This is a genomic window from Pasteurella canis (genome assembly GCF_900454865.1).
In the GTDB taxonomy this organism is placed as follows: domain Bacteria; phylum Pseudomonadota; class Gammaproteobacteria; order Enterobacterales; family Pasteurellaceae; genus Pasteurella; species Pasteurella canis.
Genome location: NZ_UGTV01000015.1, coordinates 1,072,321 through 1,091,857, shown reverse-complemented (window position 1 = coordinate 1,091,857; position 19,537 = coordinate 1,072,321). Strand labels below are relative to the sequence as shown.

Here is a 19,537-nt window from a genome sequence, read left to right as displayed (position 1 = left end):
AATTAACTATTGGCAAATAAATCTTATTATTTAGGCTATATTTTTTATTAAAAAAATATTTAACTGAACTTTTATTCTTTTATATTTGTCAAAAGGAGTGCGTAGTAAAACGTAATAAAACTAAATTAGGAGTATTTATGAAATTGAAAAAAGCAACATTGTTAGTATTAGCTATACTTCCTTTAACCACCGCGATTACAGCACAAGCTACTATCATTGAATCAAGTTCAAAAGGAGAGTTAACAAAAGTTGTTTATAGCTGTGAGGGAAAGAATACATTAGATGTGATTTTTATCAATACAGCACAAGATTCCTTTGCGATTATTAATCAAGTAGATGAAATGATTCCAATGGAACTAGTGAAATCAGCTTCTGGTGCAAATTATAAAGCGATTAATAAAAATTATACTTATCAACTTCAAACCAAAGGAAATCAGGCGATGTTATTTGGTGATGATAAACTTATTCTAGGCGAATGTGTGACTGAGTAATAATTTAAGTTGCTGCTATGAATGTTATTAAAAATAGCTCGAATTAAATGAAAAGCCCTGAAAAAACTATCAGGGCTTTATTATTTGAAATCAATAAAAGAAAAATTATTCCCACTCTATTGTTGCTGGTGGTTTGCCAGAGACATCATAAACAACACGAGAAATACCATTGACTTCATTGATAATACGATTTGAGATTTTACCTAAAAGATCATAAGGCAGATGTGCCCAATGTGCGGTCATAAAATCGATAGTTTCAACTGCACGCAAGGAAACAACCCAATCATATTTGCGTCCATCTCCCATCACACCAACTGATTTTACAGGTAGGAACACAGTAAACGCCTGACTCACTTTGTAATACCAACCTGAAGCATGTAATTCTTCCATAAAGATTGCATCAGCACGACGTACTAAATCACAATATTCTTTTTTAATTTCACCTAATACACGTACGCCTAAGCCAGGGCCAGGGAATGGGTGACGATTTAACATTTCAGCAGGTAAGCCCAATGCTAAGCCAATTTTACGTACTTCATCTTTGAATAATTCGCGTAATGGTTCGACTAAGCCCAATTTCATGTAATCAGGTAAACCGCCTACGTTATGGTGTGATTTAATCACATGTGCTTTACCTGTTTTGCTCGCAGCAGATTCAATCACATCAGGATAGATTGTGCCTTGTGCTAACCATTTGACACTGGATAATTTTTTCGATTCGTCATCAAATACATCAACAAAGACTTTACCAATCGTTTTACGTTTTGCTTCTGGCTCATCAATTCCTTTTAATGCTTCTAAGAATCGATTTTCTGCGTTAACATGAATGATATTTAAACCGAATTTATCACCAAACATATCCATAACTTGTTCTGCTTCGTTTAAGCGTAATAAACCGTTATCAACAAAAACACAATGTAGATTTTTACCAATAGCACGATGTAATAAGAGAGCTGTGACAGACGAATCAACGCCACCTGATAAACCTAAGATTACTTCATCATCACCTACTTGTTTTTTGATGCGTGCAACCGCATCTTCAATGATGTTTTCTGCTGTCCAATTACGTTCACAGCGACAAATATTTACTACAAAGTTGGTTAATAACTCTAAGCCACTTTTCGTGTGAGTAACTTCAGGATGGAATTGTACGCCATAGAAACGGCGGCTTTCATCCGACATCGCCGCTATTGGACAAGTTGGAGTCACACCTGTGACTTGGAAATTTTCTGGTAAACGAGTGACCTTATCTCCGTGGCTCATCCAAACGTCTAATTTTGGTGTTGTATTGGTTAAATCATCATTTAATTTTGCAAATAGTGCATCAGTTGTTTTTAAATCAACAGATGCATAACCAAACTCACGATGGTTTGATGTTTCTGTTAAGCCACCCAATTGCATTGCCATAGTTTGCATGCCATAGCAGATACCAAGCACAGGTATACCCGCATTAAAAACATATTCTGGTGCTCTAGGGCTATTTTCTTCAGTGGTACTTTCAGGACCACCAGAAAGAATGATACCCGTTGGATTAAATTCACGAATATCTGCTTCGGAAACATCCCAAGCCCAAAGTTCACAATAAACACCGATTTCACGCACACGACGCGCAATCAGTTGAGTATACTGTGAACCGAAATCCAAAATTAGAATTTTATTATTATGAATGTTGTTCATTTAAGTTCTCTTCGTTGTCTTTAGGTAAATATCAAATAGTGTTAACGTGTTCTATACAAAAGGTTTTTTAAACATCTTCGATATATTGTTCAATATACCGAACTTCTTTTTGAGTAAGTGCTCTTATTTTCTCTACATATTGAGTTAAAAAATGATATTCAGCTGAAAATATGGTGATCGCTTCTTTATTTTTATCAACAAAACATATCGTCAGTGAACTCTCGTTATTTCTTCTTGCTGTTTGTGTATTTGCAAGTGTAAAGCACTCAATTTCATTTTTATCAAAGACGATTGAACGATCATTACATGTAAATCCTATCTTATGATTAACATCATCTATCCAAATGACAGCTTGGTCATCTTGAAATTTTTCTTTTAATTTAGGAGGACGCCTTTTTATGTTTGAATTACATGTATAATCTATTTTGATTAAATCTTGATGATCGATAATTAAATAACTACTAATGACTAATTGGCTTTCATAAGGTTCATTGATGACATATTCTAAATACTCAGTGTTATTTTTAATTATGAATTTACTATATCCTTTATCAAAATAGCCTTTAAAGTGGCGGTGGTAATATAATTCAAATTCGATATAATTAAAATTTATAACAGATTTGTATAATTTAGGATTGTTCCTCTCTTCAATAAAAGATGTTATTAACTTTTTATTTTCAGTTAATAAGGATTTTAATTCTAAGTAACTTTTGTCTGTCGCTGATGCGTGATAGCAATCAGTATATAGTTCTAAAACAGGTACATCTTTCCTGACACTTGGTGTTATCCAAACGTCTTTGAGTAATAAACGCCCTACTCGAATAGGATAGACAAAACCGTAGTGAATCCATTTTTCTTTAAATTGTGTTTGTTGAAATAATGCCTCATAAGTAGTACCCCAAGGAATAAATTTTTTTTGGGGTGATTGAATTTCAAAACCTTGTGTATAGTCGTTATATTTTTCATCCAGAATGTCATAATTCTGTATTTGTTTTTTCCGCCAAATCTGTATAGAGAAAGGTCCTCTTTTATAAAGATACTCAAAAAATAGACTATCATCAAAACCAAATTGAGCTGATATTTTCTGATAAAATGCTATAAATCCAGTGTAATTTACGCCAATTTTGAAAAAATCATTCAAGTATAATGTAAGACGATTGTTTCTTATTCCAGGATCTTTAACTAAGTAAACATACTTTAGCTGGTTTAAATCAAATTCATCGCATTTTCTTTCGATACTAATAATATTATTTTTAATATTTATCTTATATTGATATTTATTTCTTAAAAACTTTAATAAAAACAGTTTGATAACATTTTTAATCTTAATGCTATACATACAAATAACCTTCTCTACTAAAGTCATCATTTGAAATATAAACTTAGGTGGGGTTTACCCACCTTAATAAATTATTACCCCATTCGATAGTTAGGTGCTTCTTTAGTAATGGTTACATCGTGAACATGGCTTTCCTTGATTCCTGCACCACTAATACGAACAAATTGTGCTTTTGTACGTAGTTCTTCGATAGTGGCACACCCCGTTAAGCCCATACAAGAACGTAATCCACCCATTTGTTGATGGATGATCTCTTTTAAATAACCTTTATAAGGAATACGACCTTCAATCCCTTCTGGCACCAATTTGTCAGCGGCATTATCTGATTGGAAATAGCGATCACTTGAACCTTTGCTCATTGCACCTAATGATCCCATTCCACGATAAGATTTGAATGCACGACCTTGATAAAGCTCAATTTCACCAGGTGCTTCTTCAGTACCAGCAAACATTGAACCGACCATCACACAAGATGCGCCTGCAGCAATTGCTTTTGAAATATCACCTGAAAAACGGATACCACCATCAGCAATAATAGGGATACCACGATCTTTTAACGCTTCAGCAGCATCAGCAATAGCGGTAATTTGTGGTACACCTACGCCCGTAACGATACGTGTTGTACAGATTGAACCAGGACCAATCCCCACTTTTACTGCACTGGCTCCCGCATCAGCCAGCGCAATAGCGCCTTCAGCTGTAGCTACATTGCCTGCTACGATTGGTAGATTAGGATATTTAGCGCGAGTTTCACGTACACGTTGTAATACACCTTCTGAGTGACCATGTGAGGAGTCGATTAATAAAACATCAACGCCAGCTTTGACTAACGCATCAATACGCTCTTCATTGCCTGGACCTGCACCAACAGCAGCACCAACACGTAAACGCCCAAACTCGTCTTTACATGCATTGGGTTTTTGTTCCGCTTTTTGATAGTCTTTTAACGTGATCATACCTTTTAGTTTAAAGCTATCATCAATTACTAATACTTTTTCCACACGATGTTCGTGCATTAAAGTAAAAATCTCATCACGCTTGGCACCTTCTTTTACCGTGACAAGACGTTCTTTGGGCGTCATAAATTCAGAAACAGTTTTGTTTAAGTCAGAAACAAAGCGAGTATCACGACCTGTAATAATACCGACTAATTCTTTATTTTTGTTCACAACAGGGTAGCCAGCGAAGCCATTTTTTTTAGCAACTTCAGCTAATTCACCTAAAGTTAAATCAGGTGTAACAGTAATTGGATCAGAAACAATTCCACTTTCAAACTTTTTCACCTTGCGAACACGCTCAGCTTGGCGTTCAATAGACATGTTTTTATGAATAAAGCCAATACCCCCTTCTTGAGCAAGAGATATTGCTAATTTTGTTTCTGTTACGGTATCCATAGCTGCGGATAACATAGGAATATTCAAGCGGATTGTTTTCGTGAGTTGAGTAGATAGGTCTGCAGTATTTGGAAGCACGGTGGAATGTGCAGGGACAAGAAGTACATCATCGAAGGTTAAAGCTTCTTTTATTACTCGTAACATTTGCAATATTCTCTCTTAAATTAATGTTGAAAATAAAAAAGGGTAAAAAATATTGCGGTCGCATTATACAGATTTCATTCTTATTTGAAAATGGATTTTTTTATGGATTTAGTACAAAATGCATAGGATAAATTAAAAGCAACAATAAGTTATATAAATGGGATTTTTTATGCGATATTTGATCGATATTTTGGCGCAAAAGAATGAAGAAATATCATTATTTGAATTAGCTGAACTTTGCAAATGTTCTACGCAAGCAATACTAGAGCAAATTATAGATCTGGAAGAGCAAGGTTTTATTATAGAAAAAAGTGCGGTGGGTTTTAAGTTAATTCCACAATTGGAGCGCTTAGATGATGTCTATTTAAGTCATATGTTAGCCCCACAGAAGTTCATCATAAAACCTGTTATCCATTCTACTAATCAATACTTGTTAGAGCATATTCATCAACTTGAAGTCGGTACAATCTGTTTGGCTGAATATCAAACAGCAGGACGAGGTCGAAGAGGTCGCCAATGGCTATCAGCCTTTGCTGGTCAGATTATCATGAGTATGTATTGGACTATAGAGCGAACAAGAAATTTAGAAGGATTAAGTTTAGTCATTGGTGTAGCAATTGCTGATACATTGAGACAATTGGGCGCTATTGGCGTAAAATTAAAATGGCCAAATGATGTTTTGTTAAATAATAAGAAACTTGCTGGGATTTTAATTGAAATTGCAAATAGTTCTAATGAATTACATAACCTAATTATTGGGTTAGGAATTAATCTTTCATTGTCTAAACAGAAAAACTTAATTGATCAGCCATGGGCAGAATTAGTCGAAGTATTACCAAATGTCGATCGTAATCAATTAGTAGTAATGCTAGTTAAGAATCTGAATTTTTATTTGAATCATTTCAAAGATAAAGGAATTGATGAACAGCTTAAACAACGCTGGTTAGAGCTTGATGCTTATTTTGGTGAAGAAGTCTGTATTATAAGTGAGAATCATCATACGATAGGTATTGAACAAGGCATTGATGAGCGAGGATATATCAAAATTATGACACCTGAAGGCCCTCAATATTTTAATGGGGGAGAAGTGTCGTTGAGAAAAATATAAATTTTTCAGCATAGCAAGATAAAACAGTTGTGCGGTAAAAAGGTTTAATATTTTCACCGCACTTTATGTGTAAGGGATTAAATCACTGTTTGCACAAGAGCTGAAATATCCTCAGCGAAGTCTCCTTCTTTTGCCATAGCAACAATATCGGTATGAGTATATTTTTGTGCATTATAAACAACAACAATACTTGTATCACCAACTTGCAAAAAATGATGTTCTCCAAAATCAGTATAACGTGTAGCACCTATAGCAATAATTGCTTGTTTAGGATAATTTGCCTTTTCAATTAATTCAGGAATGTTATTCATTGGACCTTGATCTGGTTGTGTGTTCATTTTATCAATAACCCAATCTAAAAGTTTTTTGTGGAAATAGCTATAACCTAAGGCTGGGCTATCAATCCCATATTCATTAAATTGCTCACCCCGTTTGTGAAAACAGGCAATATGAAATTGATCAATTTCGCTGCCAGGCTCAAAAGATGTAATTGCGAGTAAATTAGATGAAAGACCTTTACTTTTAGGGGCCCAATTTTTTTTCTCACTAATTTTTTTCGCATTAGGGCGTCGAATCGAGCAATCATTATAAGCCGCAAAAAAACGAGGAGTAAGTTTAGCTACTTTTTTATTGGAATATTCAATATCACAAATAAGTGCGATTTCAGGTTCAATTTGTAGATTATCAGCCCCAATTTCGTTTGGAAATGAAATATACTGATTACTAATAGGATAAGTTGAGAGAAATTGATGTTCTAAGTTTAACGTCGTGCTTGGTATATAAAAAGGAAAAATTGCTTTAGGTTGAATAGCTTCTTCGGTTTGTACGGATATAAAATCTGCGGCTTCACCAGCTTGTTCTAAATGCCCAGCAAAATTACCAGCGACCCCAAAGCCAATCATTTTTTTGAAATCCATATTTTTTCCTCACTTTAGACAATTAAAATGTAAAATTAATATTACTTTAGTATTAAATTTAAGCTAAAACAATTATTTTTGATTGCTTTGTAAGCGGTTGTAAAAAATTTTAAAAAAAAGTATAAAAAGGGGTTGCGCGATATTTATTTTTGCCTATAATACGCGGCACACAACGACGCGACGTTGTATGGGATAAGAGATTACAAGTTGCGTCGTTGTTTTGTTCTTTAACAATTTATCAGACAATCTGTGTGGGCACTTGTTGATTGATTTCATTTTGAAAAAAATTTTAATTATTGAAGTCTTAATAGGTGCTTATAACTGAAAATTCATACTGATTTAATATTAAGAGCTTAATATTAAATAGAAGTGTAAACTTTAGCTAAGCAGTTTATTGAGCGATTGAACTTTGAATTGAAGAGTTTGATCATGGCTCAGATTGAACGCTGGCGGCAGGCTTAACACATGCAAGTCGAACGGTAGCAGGAAGAAAGCTTGCTTTTTTTGCTGACGAGTGGCGGACGGGTGAGTAATGCTTGGGAATCTGGCTTATGGAGGGGGATAACTGTGGGAAACTGCAGCTAATACCGCGTATAATCGAGAGATGAAAGGGTGGGACCGTAAGGCCACTTGCCATAAGATGAGCCCAAGTGGGATTAGGTAGTTGGTGGGGTAAAGGCCTACCAAGCCTGCGATCTCTAGCTGGTCTGAGAGGATGGCCAGCCACACTGGGACTGAGACACGGCCCAGACTCCTACGGGAGGCAGCAGTGGGGAATATTGCGCAATGGGGGGAACCCTGACGCAGCCATGCCGCGTGAATGAAGAAGGCCTTCGGGTTGTAAAGTTCTTTCGGTGATGAGGAAGGGGTATTATTGAATAGATAATATCATTGACGTTAATTACAGAAGAAGCACCGGCTAACTCCGTGCCAGCAGCCGCGGTAATACGGAGGGTGCGAGCGTTAATCGGAATAACTGGGCGTAAAGGGCACGCAGGCGGACTTTTAAGTGAGATGTGAAATCCCCGAGCTTAACTTGGGAACTGCATTTCAGACTGGGAGTCTAGAGTACTTTAGGGAGGGGTAGAATTCCACGTGTAGCGGTGAAATGCGTAGAGATGTGGAGGAATACCGAAGGCGAAGGCAGCCCCTTGGGAATGTACTGACGCTCATGTGCGAAAGCGTGGGGAGCAAACAGGATTAGATACCCTGGTAGTCCACGCTGTAAACGCTGTCGATTTGGGGATTGGACTTTATGTTTGGTGCCCGAAGCTAACGTGATAAATCGACCGCCTGGGGAGTACGGCCGCAAGGTTAAAACTCAAATGAATTGACGGGGGCCCGCACAAGCGGTGGAGCATGTGGTTTAATTCGATGCAACGCGAAGAACCTTACCTACTCTTGACATCCTAAGAAGAGCTCAGAGATGAGCTTGTGCCTTCGGGAACTTAGAGACAGGTGCTGCATGGCTGTCGTCAGCTCGTGTTGTGAAATGTTGGGTTAAGTCCCGCAACGAGCGCAACCCTTATCCTTTGTTGCCAGCGATTTGGTCGGGAACTCAAAGGAGACTGCCAGTGACAAACTGGAGGAAGGTGGGGATGACGTCAAGTCATCATGGCCCTTACGAGTAGGGCTACACACGTGCTACAATGGTGCATACAGAGGGCGGCGAGACGGCGACGTTGAGCGAATCTCAGAAAGTGCATCTAAGTCCGGATTGGAGTCTGCAACTCGACTCCATGAAGTCGGAATCGCTAGTAATCGCAAATCAGAATGTTGCGGTGAATACGTTCCCGGGCCTTGTACACACCGCCCGTCACACCATGGGAGTGGGTTGTACCAGAAGTGGATAGCTTAACGGAAACGAGGGCGTTCACCACGGTATGATTCATGACTGGGGTGAAGTCGTAACAAGGTAACCGTAGGGGAACCTGCGGTTGGATCACCTCCTTACCTAAAATGGGACGACAGCAAGTGTTCACACAGATTGTTTGATGAATTGTGTAAAAAGAAGGTAAAGGTTATCAAGATAAAATTGATAAGTAATGGCAAAGCGGAAAGCATCTTTAAATGTTGTCCCCATCGTCTAGAGGCCTAGGACATCGCCCTTTCACGGCGGTAACCGGGGTTCGAATCCCCGTGGGGACGCCATCTGAAGATGATTTTTATTGTCTATTAGTTCTTTAAAAAATTGGAAACAAGCTGAAAAACTGAAGAGACTTTCAAGTTTATTGCTTTGTATTTAGAAGTAAGTAATGTAAATATAAAGTGATGAATAACATGAAGTCTGAGTAGAAAAAATCTTGACTGAGAAAAGGCAGTCAAGTGTTTAGTAGTTAATAGCAACATTAAGTATAGAAAAGTACTTGAGGTTGTATAGTTAAGTGACTAAGCGTACACGGTGGATGCCTAGGCAATCAGAGGCGAAGAAGGACGTGCTAATCTGCGAAAAGCTTGGATGAGTTGATAAGAAGCGTTTAATCCAAGATGTCCGAATGGGGAAACCCAGTAGATGAAGAATCTACTATCATTATCTGAATAAATAGGATAATGAGGCGAACCGGGAGAACTGAAACATCTAAGTACCCCGAGGAAAAGAAATCAACCGAGATTCTGTAAGTAGCGGCGAGCGAAAGCGGAGGAGCCAGTAAGTGATAACAACAGAGACAGAGGAATTGGCTGGGAAGCCAAATCACAGAGGGTGATAATCCCGTACTCGAAGTCCAGGTTGTGGTACTAAGTTTACGATAAGTAAGGCGGGACACGAGAAATCCTGTTTGAAGATGGGGGGACCATCCTCCAAGGCTAAATACTCCTGATTGACCGATAGTGAACCAGTACTGTGAAGGAAAGGCGAAAAGAACCCCTGTGAGGGGAGTGAAATAGAACCTGAAACCGTGTACGTACAAGCAGTGGGAGCCCGAAAGGGTGACTGCGTACCTTTTGTATAATGGGTCAGCGACTTATATTTTGTAGCGAGGTTAACTGAATAAGGGAGCCGAAGGGAAACCGAGTCTTAACTGGGCGTTTTAGTTGCAAGGTATAGACCCGAAACCCGGTGATCTAGCCATGGGCAGGTTGAAGGTTGGGTAACACTAACTGGAGGACCGAACCGACTAATGTTGAAAAATTAGCGGATGACTTGTGGCTGGGGGTGAAAGGCCAATCAAACCGGGAGATAGCTGGTTCTCCCCGAAATCTATTTAGGTAGAGCCTTGAGCGGACACCTTCGGGGGTAGAGCACTGTTTCGGCTAGGGGTCCATCCCGGATTACCAACCCGATGCAAACTGCGAATACCGAAGAGTGATACTCAGGAGACACACGGCGGGTGCTAACGTTCGTCGTGGAGAGGGAAACAACCCAGACCGCCAGCTAAGGTCCCAAAGTCTATATTAAGTGGGAAACGAAGTGGGAAGGCTTAGACAGCTAGGATGTTGGCTTAGAAGCAGCCATCATTTAAAGAAAGCGTAATAGCTCACTAGTCGAGTCGGCCTGCGCGGAAGATGTAACGGGGCTAAATATAGCACCGAAGCTGCGGCATCAGAATTTTATTCTGTTGGGTAGGGGAGCGTTGTGTAAGCGGATGAAGGTGAATCGAGAGGTTTGCTGGACGTATCACAAGTGCGAATGCTGACATAAGTAACGATAAAACGAGTGAAAAACTCGTTCGCCGGAAGACCAAGGGTTCCTGTCCAACGTTAATCGGGGCAGGGTGAGTCGGCCCCTAAGGCGAGGCTGAAAAGCGTAGTCGATGGGAAACGGGTTAATATTCCCGTACTTGGATAAACTGCGATGTGGGGACGGAGAAGGTTAGGTTATCGACCTGTTGGATGGTCGTTTAAGGTGGTAGGTGGAGAGATTAGGCAAATCCGGTCTCTTATACAACACTGAGAGCTGATGACGAGGTGCTACGGCACTGAAGTAACTGATACCACACTTCCAGGAAAAGCCACTAAGCTTCAGGTTTATCTAAACCGTACTGAAAACCGACACAGGTGGTCAGGTAGAGAATACTCAGGCGCTTGAGAGAACTCGGGTGAAGGAACTAGGCAAAATAGCACCGTAACTTCGGGAGAAGGTGCGCCGGCGTAGATTGTAAATCCTCGCGATTGAAGGTTGAACCGGTCGAAGATACCAGCTGGCTGCAACTGTTTATTAAAAACACAGCACTCTGCAAACACGAAAGTGGACGTATAGGGTGTGATGCCTGCCCGGTGCTGGAAGGTTAATTGATGGTGTTATCGAAAGAGAAGCTCCTGATCGAAGCCCCAGTAAACGGCGGCCGTAACTATAACGGTCCTAAGGTAGCGAAATTCCTTGTCGGGTAAGTTCCGACCTGCACGAATGGCATAATGATGGCCAGGCTGTCTCCACCCGAGACTCAGTGAAATTGAAATCGCCGTGAAGATGCGGTGTACCCGCGGCTAGACGGAAAGACCCCGTGAACCTTTACTATAGCTTGACACTGAACATTGAATTTTGATGTGTAGGATAGGTGGGAGCCTTTGAAGATGACACGCCAGTGTTGTTGGAGGCGTCCTTGAAATACCACCCTTTAACGTTTGATGTTCTAACGAAGTGCCTGAAACGGGTACTCGGACAGTGTCTGGTGGGTAGTTTGACTGGGGCGGTCTCCTCCCAAAGCGTAACGGAGGAGCACGAAGGTTTGCTAATGACGGTCGGACATCGTCAGGTTAGTGCAATGGTATAAGCAAGCTTAACTGCGAGACAGACAAGTCGAGCAGGTGCGAAAGCAGGTCATAGTGATCCGGTGGTTCTGAATGGAAGGGCCATCGCTCAACGGATAAAAGGTACTCCGGGGATAACAGGCTGATACCGCCCAAGAGTTCATATCGACGGCGGTGTTTGGCACCTCGATGTCGGCTCATCACATCCTGGGGCTGAAGTAGGTCCCAAGGGTATGGCTGTTCGCCATTTAAAGTGGTACGCGAGCTGGGTTTAGAACGTCGTGAGACAGTTCGGTCCCTATCTGCCGTGGGCGTTGGATGATTGAAAGGGGCTGCTCCTAGTACGAGAGGACCGGAGTGGACGCATCACTGGTGTTCCAGTTGTCTCGCCAGAGGCATTGCTGGGTAGCTAAATGCGGAAGAGATAAGTGCTGAAAGCATCTAAGCACGAAACTTGCCTTAAGATGAGTCATCCCTGACTTAGAGTCAGTAAGGGTTGTTGTAGACTACGACGTAGATAGGTCTGGTGTGTAAGCGTTGCGAGACGTTGAGCTAACAGATACTAATTGCCCGAGAGGCTTAACTATACAACGCTCAAGTATTTTTAATACAAGACGACATGTTTCTGACTGTAGGGGTTGGAGAGAAAGGATAGTAGTTCAGCTTGTTGACAATTGAGAATCTTATACTGTACTGGATGAGGGTAGAGTATGAAGATGTGAAGAACGAGATGAGAGTAAATCATCAAACAGGATTATCTTGGCGGCGATAGTGCAGTGGACCCACCTAATTCCATGCCGAACTTAGAAGTGAAACGCTGTAACGCCGATGGTAGTGTGGGGCTTCCCCATGTGAGAGTAGGACACCGCCAGGTAGAAATGAGAGGCCCTAGGTAGAGATACCTGGGGTTTTTTGTTATGGGAAGGAGGGTGAGATAAAGTGGCAGCGGAAAAAATCTAGCTGGAATAAAATCAGATAAAGCTAAAGCAGACAAGACTAAGCAAACCAAATCAAACTAAAACAAAGCTCAGCCTCTTTTTACTTCAGCTTACTTCATTTTATATCTCTTTATATCTCTTCGTTTGTCATTTTACATCCCTTAGTTTATCTTTTCTTCTTTTTCTCTTTACCTTTACCTTCTTATCTTTACTTTTATTTTCCTTTTTTTTCCTTCTTTTTTCCTTCTTTTGCTTTCCTTTTCCTTTTTGAGGTTATGATGAATAAAGAGCTATTATGAGGATTGGGAGACTGTTAGGATGTTCTGTAATCAAGGCTTAATATAAAAGCAAGTAACGTAGGGTGTAGTTTTAGTAAGTTTTAATAGTAAAATATTATCTATTAAGCGAGAAAATATTTTTTACTTTTAACTGGAACTGAAATAACGATAGAATAAATATTTTATTATTTGATAAAGAGGATTAATGGATAAAGGATATATTTTAATAACAGGTGCTAGTTCAGGTATTGGATATGAATTGGCTAAACTATATGCTCATAAAGGGCTCAAATTAGTATTAGTTGCAAGAACTTTATCTCCTTTGTTAGCATTGAAAGAGCAATATAGAGAAGAAAATATCGAAGTTATTCAAGCTGACTTGTCTTGTTTAGATAGTGCTAAAAAAGTATATAGTTTAACTCAAGAAAAAGGGTTATTTATCCATATGCTAATTAATAATGCTGGTATTGGCTTATTAGGTGATTTTTTGAGTACAGAACTGGAAACTGAAATTGAAATGGTTAATTTAAATATTCAATCTTTGATGATTCTGACAAAGCTGTACTTACAGCATATGCTTGAAGTTAATCATGGTTATATTTTAAATGTTTCATCAGTTGCAGGAGAAATGCCAGGTGGACCACAAATGTCAGTTTATTATGCAACGAAAGCATTTGTTACTTCTTTTTCTCAAGGGCTAAGTTATGAATTAAGAAATTCGGGAGTTCATGTTTCAATTTTAGCGCCAGGACCAACACTTACGAATTTTGTAAAAACAGCAACGCAGCAAGAAGATACAACTTTATTTGATACATTAAAGTTTCAGACAGCAGAAGAAGTGGCAAAATATGCAGATAAGTATTTAAAGAAGAAAAAAAGGCTCATTATTCCAGGTGTTTTAAATAAAATAATGGTATATTCCAGCTATATTGCTCCTAAATCCTGGGTATTATTTTTAGTGAATCGTATTCAAAGTTTAAAGAAATAATCTACTTTTTATCATCATTTTATTTAATAACCCATGACCTATTATCTAGTAATTTACCAAAATGGCTTTCAACAAGGCGTTTAGTTACTTCAGTTTGAGGAGATGTAAAGAGTGTTTGTGTTGGACCATATTCAATCATTTTTCCTTCGTCCATAACTAAGACATCATCAGCGATATGTTTGATAATTCCTAAATGTTGTCCTACATAAATATAAGAAATACTTAGCTTTTCTTGTAAGTCTAACATTAAATTAGTAAGCTGAGTTTTAACAGTAGCATCTAGTGAACCTAAAGCATCGTCAGCAATAATAACTTCGGGTTCTAAAATAAGTGCACGAGCTAGGGCAACACGTTGTTTTTGGCTTGCTGACATAGTCTTTATTTTGACATTTGCATGATCAGGATATAGACCAACTAATTTTAATGTATTGAAAATTTTTTCATTACGATCTTGTTCGTCTAAGTAAGTTGTTAAGCGTAGTGGTGCATCTAATATTTGACCTACATTTAAGCGTGGATTAAAAGCTGTATTTGGGTCTTGAAAGACCATACGAATATGTTTCGCACGATAGTGATAGTCACCAAATTCCAATGGTTGGTTATTGAATAAAATACAGCCTGAAGTTGGGGGAATTATACCAACAATCATTTTAGCTAATGTTGACTTACCCGAACCATTTTTCCCAATGATTGCAAGTGTTTTTTTCTTGTCTAAGCTAAAACTAATTTTATGGACTGCTGTAAAATAACTGGTACCAAAAAAATTAATCGAGTCAGTAAAATGCTTAGAAAGATCTTCAACCTGTAATAATGTCATTTGTCTCTCTCATTATTCTGATGTTATATTTTGAAGTATCAAAGGAGTTTTAATATTTTTCTCTTTAAACTGCTTTTCTCGTAAATTAAGTGGGTAGTGGCAAGAAAATTCATGTTGCTTGATTCTATATCTTGTTGGTTTGATAATACATTTTTTTTGTGCAAAAGGGCAACGAGGCCCAAGGCGACAACCAATAGGCATTTGTTCTAATAGAGGAACCGTCCCTTTTAATGTATTCAAACGGCTTTTAAGTGGCAATGGTTGACTAAAATCAGGAATTGAGTGGAGTAATGCTTGTGTATAAGGGTGGTGTGGGTGTTCTAAAATATCTTCTTTAGGACCTGATTCTACATTTTGCCCACAATATAATACAGAAAAGCTATCACACCATTCACTAATACTATTAATGTCGTTGCTTGTTAATAAAATAGTTGTTCCTTGATTTTGATTCATACTGGAAAGCAAGCGGAAAATTTGTACTTTAGTAATAGACTCGATTGAGTTCGTCGGCTCATCAGCAATCAGTAAGCGAGGCTGGTTAGCGACGGCAATTGCAATCATGACTTTTTGCCCTTCTCCTTCAGTGATTTCTTCAGGATAGCTTTGCATAATATCTTTATGCTCTTTAATACCTACTTTATGCAATAATTCTATTGCTCGGCGTTTCTTCCAGCCAAACCACTGCCACCAACGACCTTTAAAAGTCGATGATGGGATATTTTGGATAATTTGTTTGCCAATTTTTTTACTTGGATCTAAGCAAGTCAAGGGATCTTGAAAGATCATGGAAATTTCTTCCCCGACTAATTTTCGCCTTTGTGTTGGTGTGAGTTTTAATAATTCGATATTGTCGAAGCGAAAACGATCTGCACTAATAATCCAAGAGTCTTTGAATGCATTACAAATGACTTTAGCAATTAAACTTTTACCTGAACCTGATTCACCGACTAAACCACAAATCTCACCTTCATTTAAAGTGAGATTAACATTGTCAACAATTTTTATTCGGCCATTTGGTGTGTCAATTTCAATGCAAAGATTACGAATATCTAATAATGCCATTTTTCCACCTACTCGTAATATTTCTCTATTGCTTTACAGAGACCTTGACTAAAAATGAAGACTACAAGAATTGCCATAACAATTGCAATTCCTGGTAATATAACAGCCCAAGGTGCTAAATATATTAACTCTAGAGAGTCTTTAATCATGGCTCCCCATTCAGGTACAGGGCGTTGAGCGCCTAATGAAATAAAGCTCAATGCACTGATATCTAAGATTGCCACAGCGAAAGCTCGAGCAATTTCTTGGATATAACGGATGGAGATATTTGGGAGTACAATTTCTTTAAGTAGAGCACTATTTGATATGCCATCCAGTTTTAGCATGAGTACATATTCTTTTTTTAATTCTTGTTGTGTTGCTTGGTATATTTCATGAATAAAATAAGGGAGGAGAGCTAATGTTGTGGCGATGATTGCATTCATTAGGCTCGGTTTCATTAATGTTGCAATAATGATCGCTATAAGTAGGCTTGGAATAGATAAAAATGTATCAAGAAAATGACTGAGAATTTTTGATTTAATACTATGTGAAATACCAGCCCAAATACCTATTACACTACCAATAATGAGAGTAAAAAATACGACAATCAGGGAGGCTCCTATAGTATAAGTTGTGCCTATGATAATTCGACTAAATACATCTCTACCTAAATCATCCGTGCCAAAGAAGAAGGATATTTGTCCTTTATCTACCCAAGATGGTGGCATGAGTTCACTACCAACAAATTGCATATTACTTGGATAAGGTGCAATCCATGGGCTAAAAAGCGCGGTTAAAATAAATATAACAAAGAGATAAAAACTAAATAATGCAATACGATTTTGGCGAAATAACAACCAAATGTTCTTTAGTGTTGCACTATCGCGAAACTCATCAGGTTCTTTATCTTGCATACCAGCCTTTCTTATTAAATGGATCAAGGATAAACGCTACAGTATCAGAGAAAATATCAACGATAATAATGCATAAACCTATAACAATAACCCCAACAGAGATACTATTATAGTCTTGTTGAGTAACCGCATCAATGAGCCAACGGCCAATACCAGGCCAACCAAATGTGCTTTCAACGAGCATACATTGAGTAAGTACCAATGTGAATAAACGTGTTGCTTGTGGGATTAAAAGAGGTAGTGTATTGCGTAATATATACTTGCGTAAAATTTTATGTTGTGACCAACCACGTGTTGTTGCGGTTTTTACATAGTTTTTCATGACAACTTCTTCAGCACGTTGTTGAACAATTCGTGTAATTTCCATAGTCGGTAGAATTGTTAAAACGAGTGTTGGTAAAACGAGGTGCTGTAGTACATTCTGAATAACTTTTGTTTTATAGAACTCCTCCATAAACCAAACATCAATCATTGGAAACCCAGTAATGGGTTTGATCGCATATAACAAGTTATACTGCCCAATTGCAGAAATTTCCCAGCTATGGATTGCAGAAAAGTAGAGAGCAATAGGCGCAATCCAAAATACAGGCATTGATAGTCCTAATGCAGCAATGGTATGAATACTTTTGCCCATGATATTATGGCGATTCATAGCTCCTATTAATCCTAATGGAATGCCAAAAAGAATTGCTAATAAAATAGCAGTAAAACAGAGTTCTAAGGTTGGTGGTAAAACAGTTTGAATAATTTCATTTAATGAATCCCCACCATTGTAAGTAATACCTAAATCCCACTTGATAAGATGTTGAATATAATTAATGTAACTTTGAAAAAAATTTGGATTAGTGAGTTCTTCATTAAGGGGATCTTGAATTAGAATGATATAGCTTACCAAAGATAAAATAAGTAAAGTAACAATAATCAGAAAAACTTGGCGTAATAAAGCAACAATCATGGTTTTATACCTTTTTGCAACGATAAATTTTCGAAGTTGATACTGCCAAATGGACTCATTTTGACACCATGAACATTAGCATTGATCACTAACATTCTTCTTGCATTTGCGATAGGGACAATTGGTACTTCAGATAAAATTAATTCTTGAGCTAAATTGTATTCGCTTGCCCTTAATCGTAAATGAGATGTATTAAGAGCATTATCCATAAAATGGTCAAATAGAGGATCACACCAGTTAGAAAAATTAGTAATCTCATTAACAGTGCTACAGCTTAGAATAGGTCTCATGAAACTATCAGGATCTAAATTTCCTGCAAGCCAGCCAGCTAAAATCATATCATAATCTTCTGAATGATCTTTTAAGCGTTTAATTAAATAAGTTCGTGTAACAGGTTGGATAGTAATTTTAACCCCAACTTTAGCAAGATCTCTTTTTATTAATTCTGCCATTTTGAGTGGAGCAGGATTATATACTTGCTCTTCATTAATCACCCACATTGTTAAATCAAGCTTTCTATCTTGTAAATACATTTTTGCTTTTTCTATATTATAGTCATAAGCGAAATCAGGCGTATTAACACTAGAAGCCCATGAAATATTAGGAATAATATTATTCGCAACTGTTGCAGTGTTGTGGTATATAGTTTGAACAATACGTTTTCTGTCAATTGCTTGTGATATGGCACGGCGTAATTTTGTATTTTTCATCTCAGGCTTTTTAAAATTAAAAGCAAGGTAAGATAAATTCATGCCTTCAACAGAATTAATATAAAAATGTTCATTTTTATCTTGTAATAAACCTAATTGACTCACCTCGGGATAAGAGGCAATTTGGCATTCGCCATTAAGGAACTTAATTAACCGCCCAGTGCGATCTGTTGATAGATCAATAATAATATTCTCAATTTGTGCTTCTTTTTTCCAATAATGTTCATTACGTATAAAGCGAACATATTGATTACGAAAGTAATTCTGCACTTTATAAGGGCCTGTACCTACAGGTAACAAGTCAAGTTGCATAAGGTTATCGTCTGCATTGAGCTGCAGCGCGTATTCTTGTGAAAAGATGATAGCGTATTGACTTGCTAAATGAGACAAAATTGAAGCATCAGACTTAAAAAGTTTTATTTGAACTCGATAAGGATCGAGTGCTTTTATCGATTCTATTTTTTGATTTAATTTAATACTTTCAAAATAGGGGAAGCGTACTTTTTTTGCCTGTTTATGGAAAATACTGTGCTGGGGATTTGAATAGTGAGTTGATTCATCTTCTAATGTAGGTAAATAAGAATTATGACCTAACATACGATTAATAGAAAATACCACATCATCGGCATTAAAATCACGCGTTGGTTTAAACCATTCTGTATGATGAAACTTGACACCTCTGCGTAGGTTAATCGTAATAAGTGTTCCATCATTAGAGATAGAATAAGATTCGGCAAGTGAAGGTATAATTGTTGCACTATTATTAGTTGCCTCAAATAGTTTATTGTAAATTTGCTCTGTAATCACATTCATACTGGTGCCTGCATCGGCTGTTTGTGGGTTAAATGAAAGTCCTGTAGAGTGAGTACAGTAAATCAATCCATTTTGTGTTAATTCTTTTGGCACTCTCGGCGCCGCAGTAACAAAATGTGATAATAGTAGTAGGAAACCAGTAAATATGACTTTTCTCATCAACATAATTAGTGCATTTGTGATAAATTATCGAGGGATTGTAAAATATATTGTTCTGATAAGCTATCCTTTTTACTTTGAGTAGAATTGAGTATGAAAAACTTTAAGTAAAAATTAAGGTTTCTATGTTATCTTGAGTTAAGTGATATTATTAATCTATAA

General features: G+C 37.8%; 12 protein-coding genes, 1 tRNA gene and 3 rRNA genes. 7 read left to right on the top strand and 9 right to left on the bottom strand.

Annotated elements, in window-relative coordinates:
* Positions 1-137 precede the first annotated feature (137 nt).
* Positions 138-491 carry a c-type lysozyme inhibitor gene (locus tag DYE19_RS05730; protein ID WP_115322930.1) on the top strand — a complete coding sequence of 118 codons (354 nt, stop codon included), beginning with the start codon at positions 138-140 and terminating at the stop codon, positions 489-491.
* A gap of 105 nt (positions 492-596) precedes the next feature.
* Here DYE19_RS05730 and guaA read toward each other — a convergent pair whose 3' ends face one another.
* The 3 genes from guaA to guaB all read right to left on the bottom strand — a co-directional run bounded on the left by guaA (position 597) and on the right by guaB (position 5,045).
* Complete coding sequence (gene guaA, locus DYE19_RS05725; RefSeq protein ID WP_115322929.1) at positions 597-2,168, bottom strand: glutamine-hydrolyzing GMP synthase; 1,572 nt, start codon at positions 2,166-2,168, stop codon at positions 597-599.
* Positions 2,169-2,235: 67 nt separating this feature from the next.
* Positions 2,236-3,507, bottom strand: coding sequence for a hypothetical protein (locus tag DYE19_RS05720; RefSeq protein WP_115322928.1), 1,272 nt, complete (start codon positions 3,505-3,507; stop codon positions 2,236-2,238).
* Between the two features lie 74 nt (positions 3,508-3,581).
* Positions 3,582-5,045, bottom strand: coding sequence for an IMP dehydrogenase (gene guaB / locus DYE19_RS05715; protein WP_115322927.1), 1,464 nt, complete (start codon positions 5,043-5,045; stop codon positions 3,582-3,584).
* A gap of 169 nt (positions 5,046-5,214) precedes the next feature.
* On the opposite strand from guaB, the gene birA reads away from it, so the two are divergent.
* Positions 5,215-6,153, top strand: coding sequence for a bifunctional biotin--[acetyl-CoA-carboxylase] ligase/biotin operon repressor BirA (gene birA / locus DYE19_RS05710; protein WP_115322926.1), 939 nt, complete (start codon positions 5,215-5,217; stop codon positions 6,151-6,153).
* A 77-nt stretch (positions 6,154-6,230) separates the two neighbouring features.
* Here birA and DYE19_RS05705 read toward each other — a convergent pair whose 3' ends face one another.
* A complete protein-coding gene (locus tag DYE19_RS05705) occupies positions 6,231-7,070 on the bottom strand; it encodes a DUF5718 family protein (RefSeq protein ID WP_115322925.1) in 840 nt (279 codons plus the stop codon).
* Between the two features lie 411 nt (positions 7,071-7,481).
* Here DYE19_RS05705 and DYE19_RS05700 point away from each other — a divergent pair.
* From DYE19_RS05700 to DYE19_RS05680, 5 genes are all read left to right on the top strand, one after another.
* Positions 7,482-9,023: ribosomal RNA gene (locus DYE19_RS05700) — 16S ribosomal RNA — on the top strand.
* A gap of 122 nt (positions 9,024-9,145) precedes the next feature.
* A tRNA-Glu gene (locus tag DYE19_RS05695) sits at positions 9,146-9,221 on the top strand.
* A gap of 227 nt (positions 9,222-9,448) precedes the next feature.
* Positions 9,449-12,346: ribosomal RNA gene (locus tag DYE19_RS05690) — 23S ribosomal RNA — on the top strand.
* A gap of 171 nt (positions 12,347-12,517) precedes the next feature.
* Positions 12,518-12,633, top strand: a 5S ribosomal RNA gene (rrf, locus tag DYE19_RS05685).
* Together the 16S, 23S and 5S rRNA genes with 1 tRNA gene alongside form the textbook arrangement of a ribosomal RNA operon.
* Positions 12,634-13,180: 547 nt before the next feature.
* On the top strand, positions 13,181-13,963 hold the full coding sequence (locus DYE19_RS05680; protein WP_115322924.1) for an SDR family NAD(P)-dependent oxidoreductase: 783 nt from the start codon (positions 13,181-13,183) through the stop codon (positions 13,961-13,963).
* Between the two features lie 19 nt (positions 13,964-13,982).
* Here DYE19_RS05680 and DYE19_RS05675 read toward each other — a convergent pair whose 3' ends face one another.
* Genes DYE19_RS05675 through DYE19_RS05655 form a run of 5 tightly spaced genes read right to left on the bottom strand, consistent with a single transcriptional unit; the run spans position 13,983 to position 19,381 of the window.
* The gene (locus DYE19_RS05675; RefSeq protein ID WP_115322923.1) at positions 13,983-14,780 is read right to left on the bottom strand and encodes a peptide ABC transporter ATP-binding protein; all 798 of its coding nucleotides are present in this window, start codon (positions 14,778-14,780) and stop codon (positions 13,983-13,985) included.
* A gap of 12 nt (positions 14,781-14,792) precedes the next feature.
* Positions 14,793-15,842, bottom strand: coding sequence for a peptide ABC transporter ATP-binding protein (locus DYE19_RS05670; RefSeq protein WP_049214340.1), 1,050 nt, complete (start codon positions 15,840-15,842; stop codon positions 14,793-14,795).
* Between the two features lie 8 nt (positions 15,843-15,850).
* Entirely contained in the window at positions 15,851-16,738 is an 888-nt protein-coding gene (locus DYE19_RS05665) for an ABC transporter permease subunit (protein ID WP_115322922.1), read from the bottom strand.
* Entirely contained in the window at positions 16,728-17,693 is a 966-nt protein-coding gene (locus DYE19_RS05660; RefSeq protein ID WP_115322921.1) for an ABC transporter permease, read from the bottom strand. The genes DYE19_RS05665 and DYE19_RS05660 overlap by 11 nt, the downstream gene beginning before the upstream one ends.
* Positions 17,690-19,381 (bottom strand): ABC transporter substrate-binding protein, encoded by a 1,692-nt coding sequence (locus DYE19_RS05655; protein ID WP_115322920.1) that lies wholly within the window; start codon positions 19,379-19,381, stop codon positions 17,690-17,692. Before DYE19_RS05655 ends, DYE19_RS05660 begins: the two co-directional genes overlap by 4 nt.
* Positions 19,382-19,537: the final 156 nt, after the last annotated feature.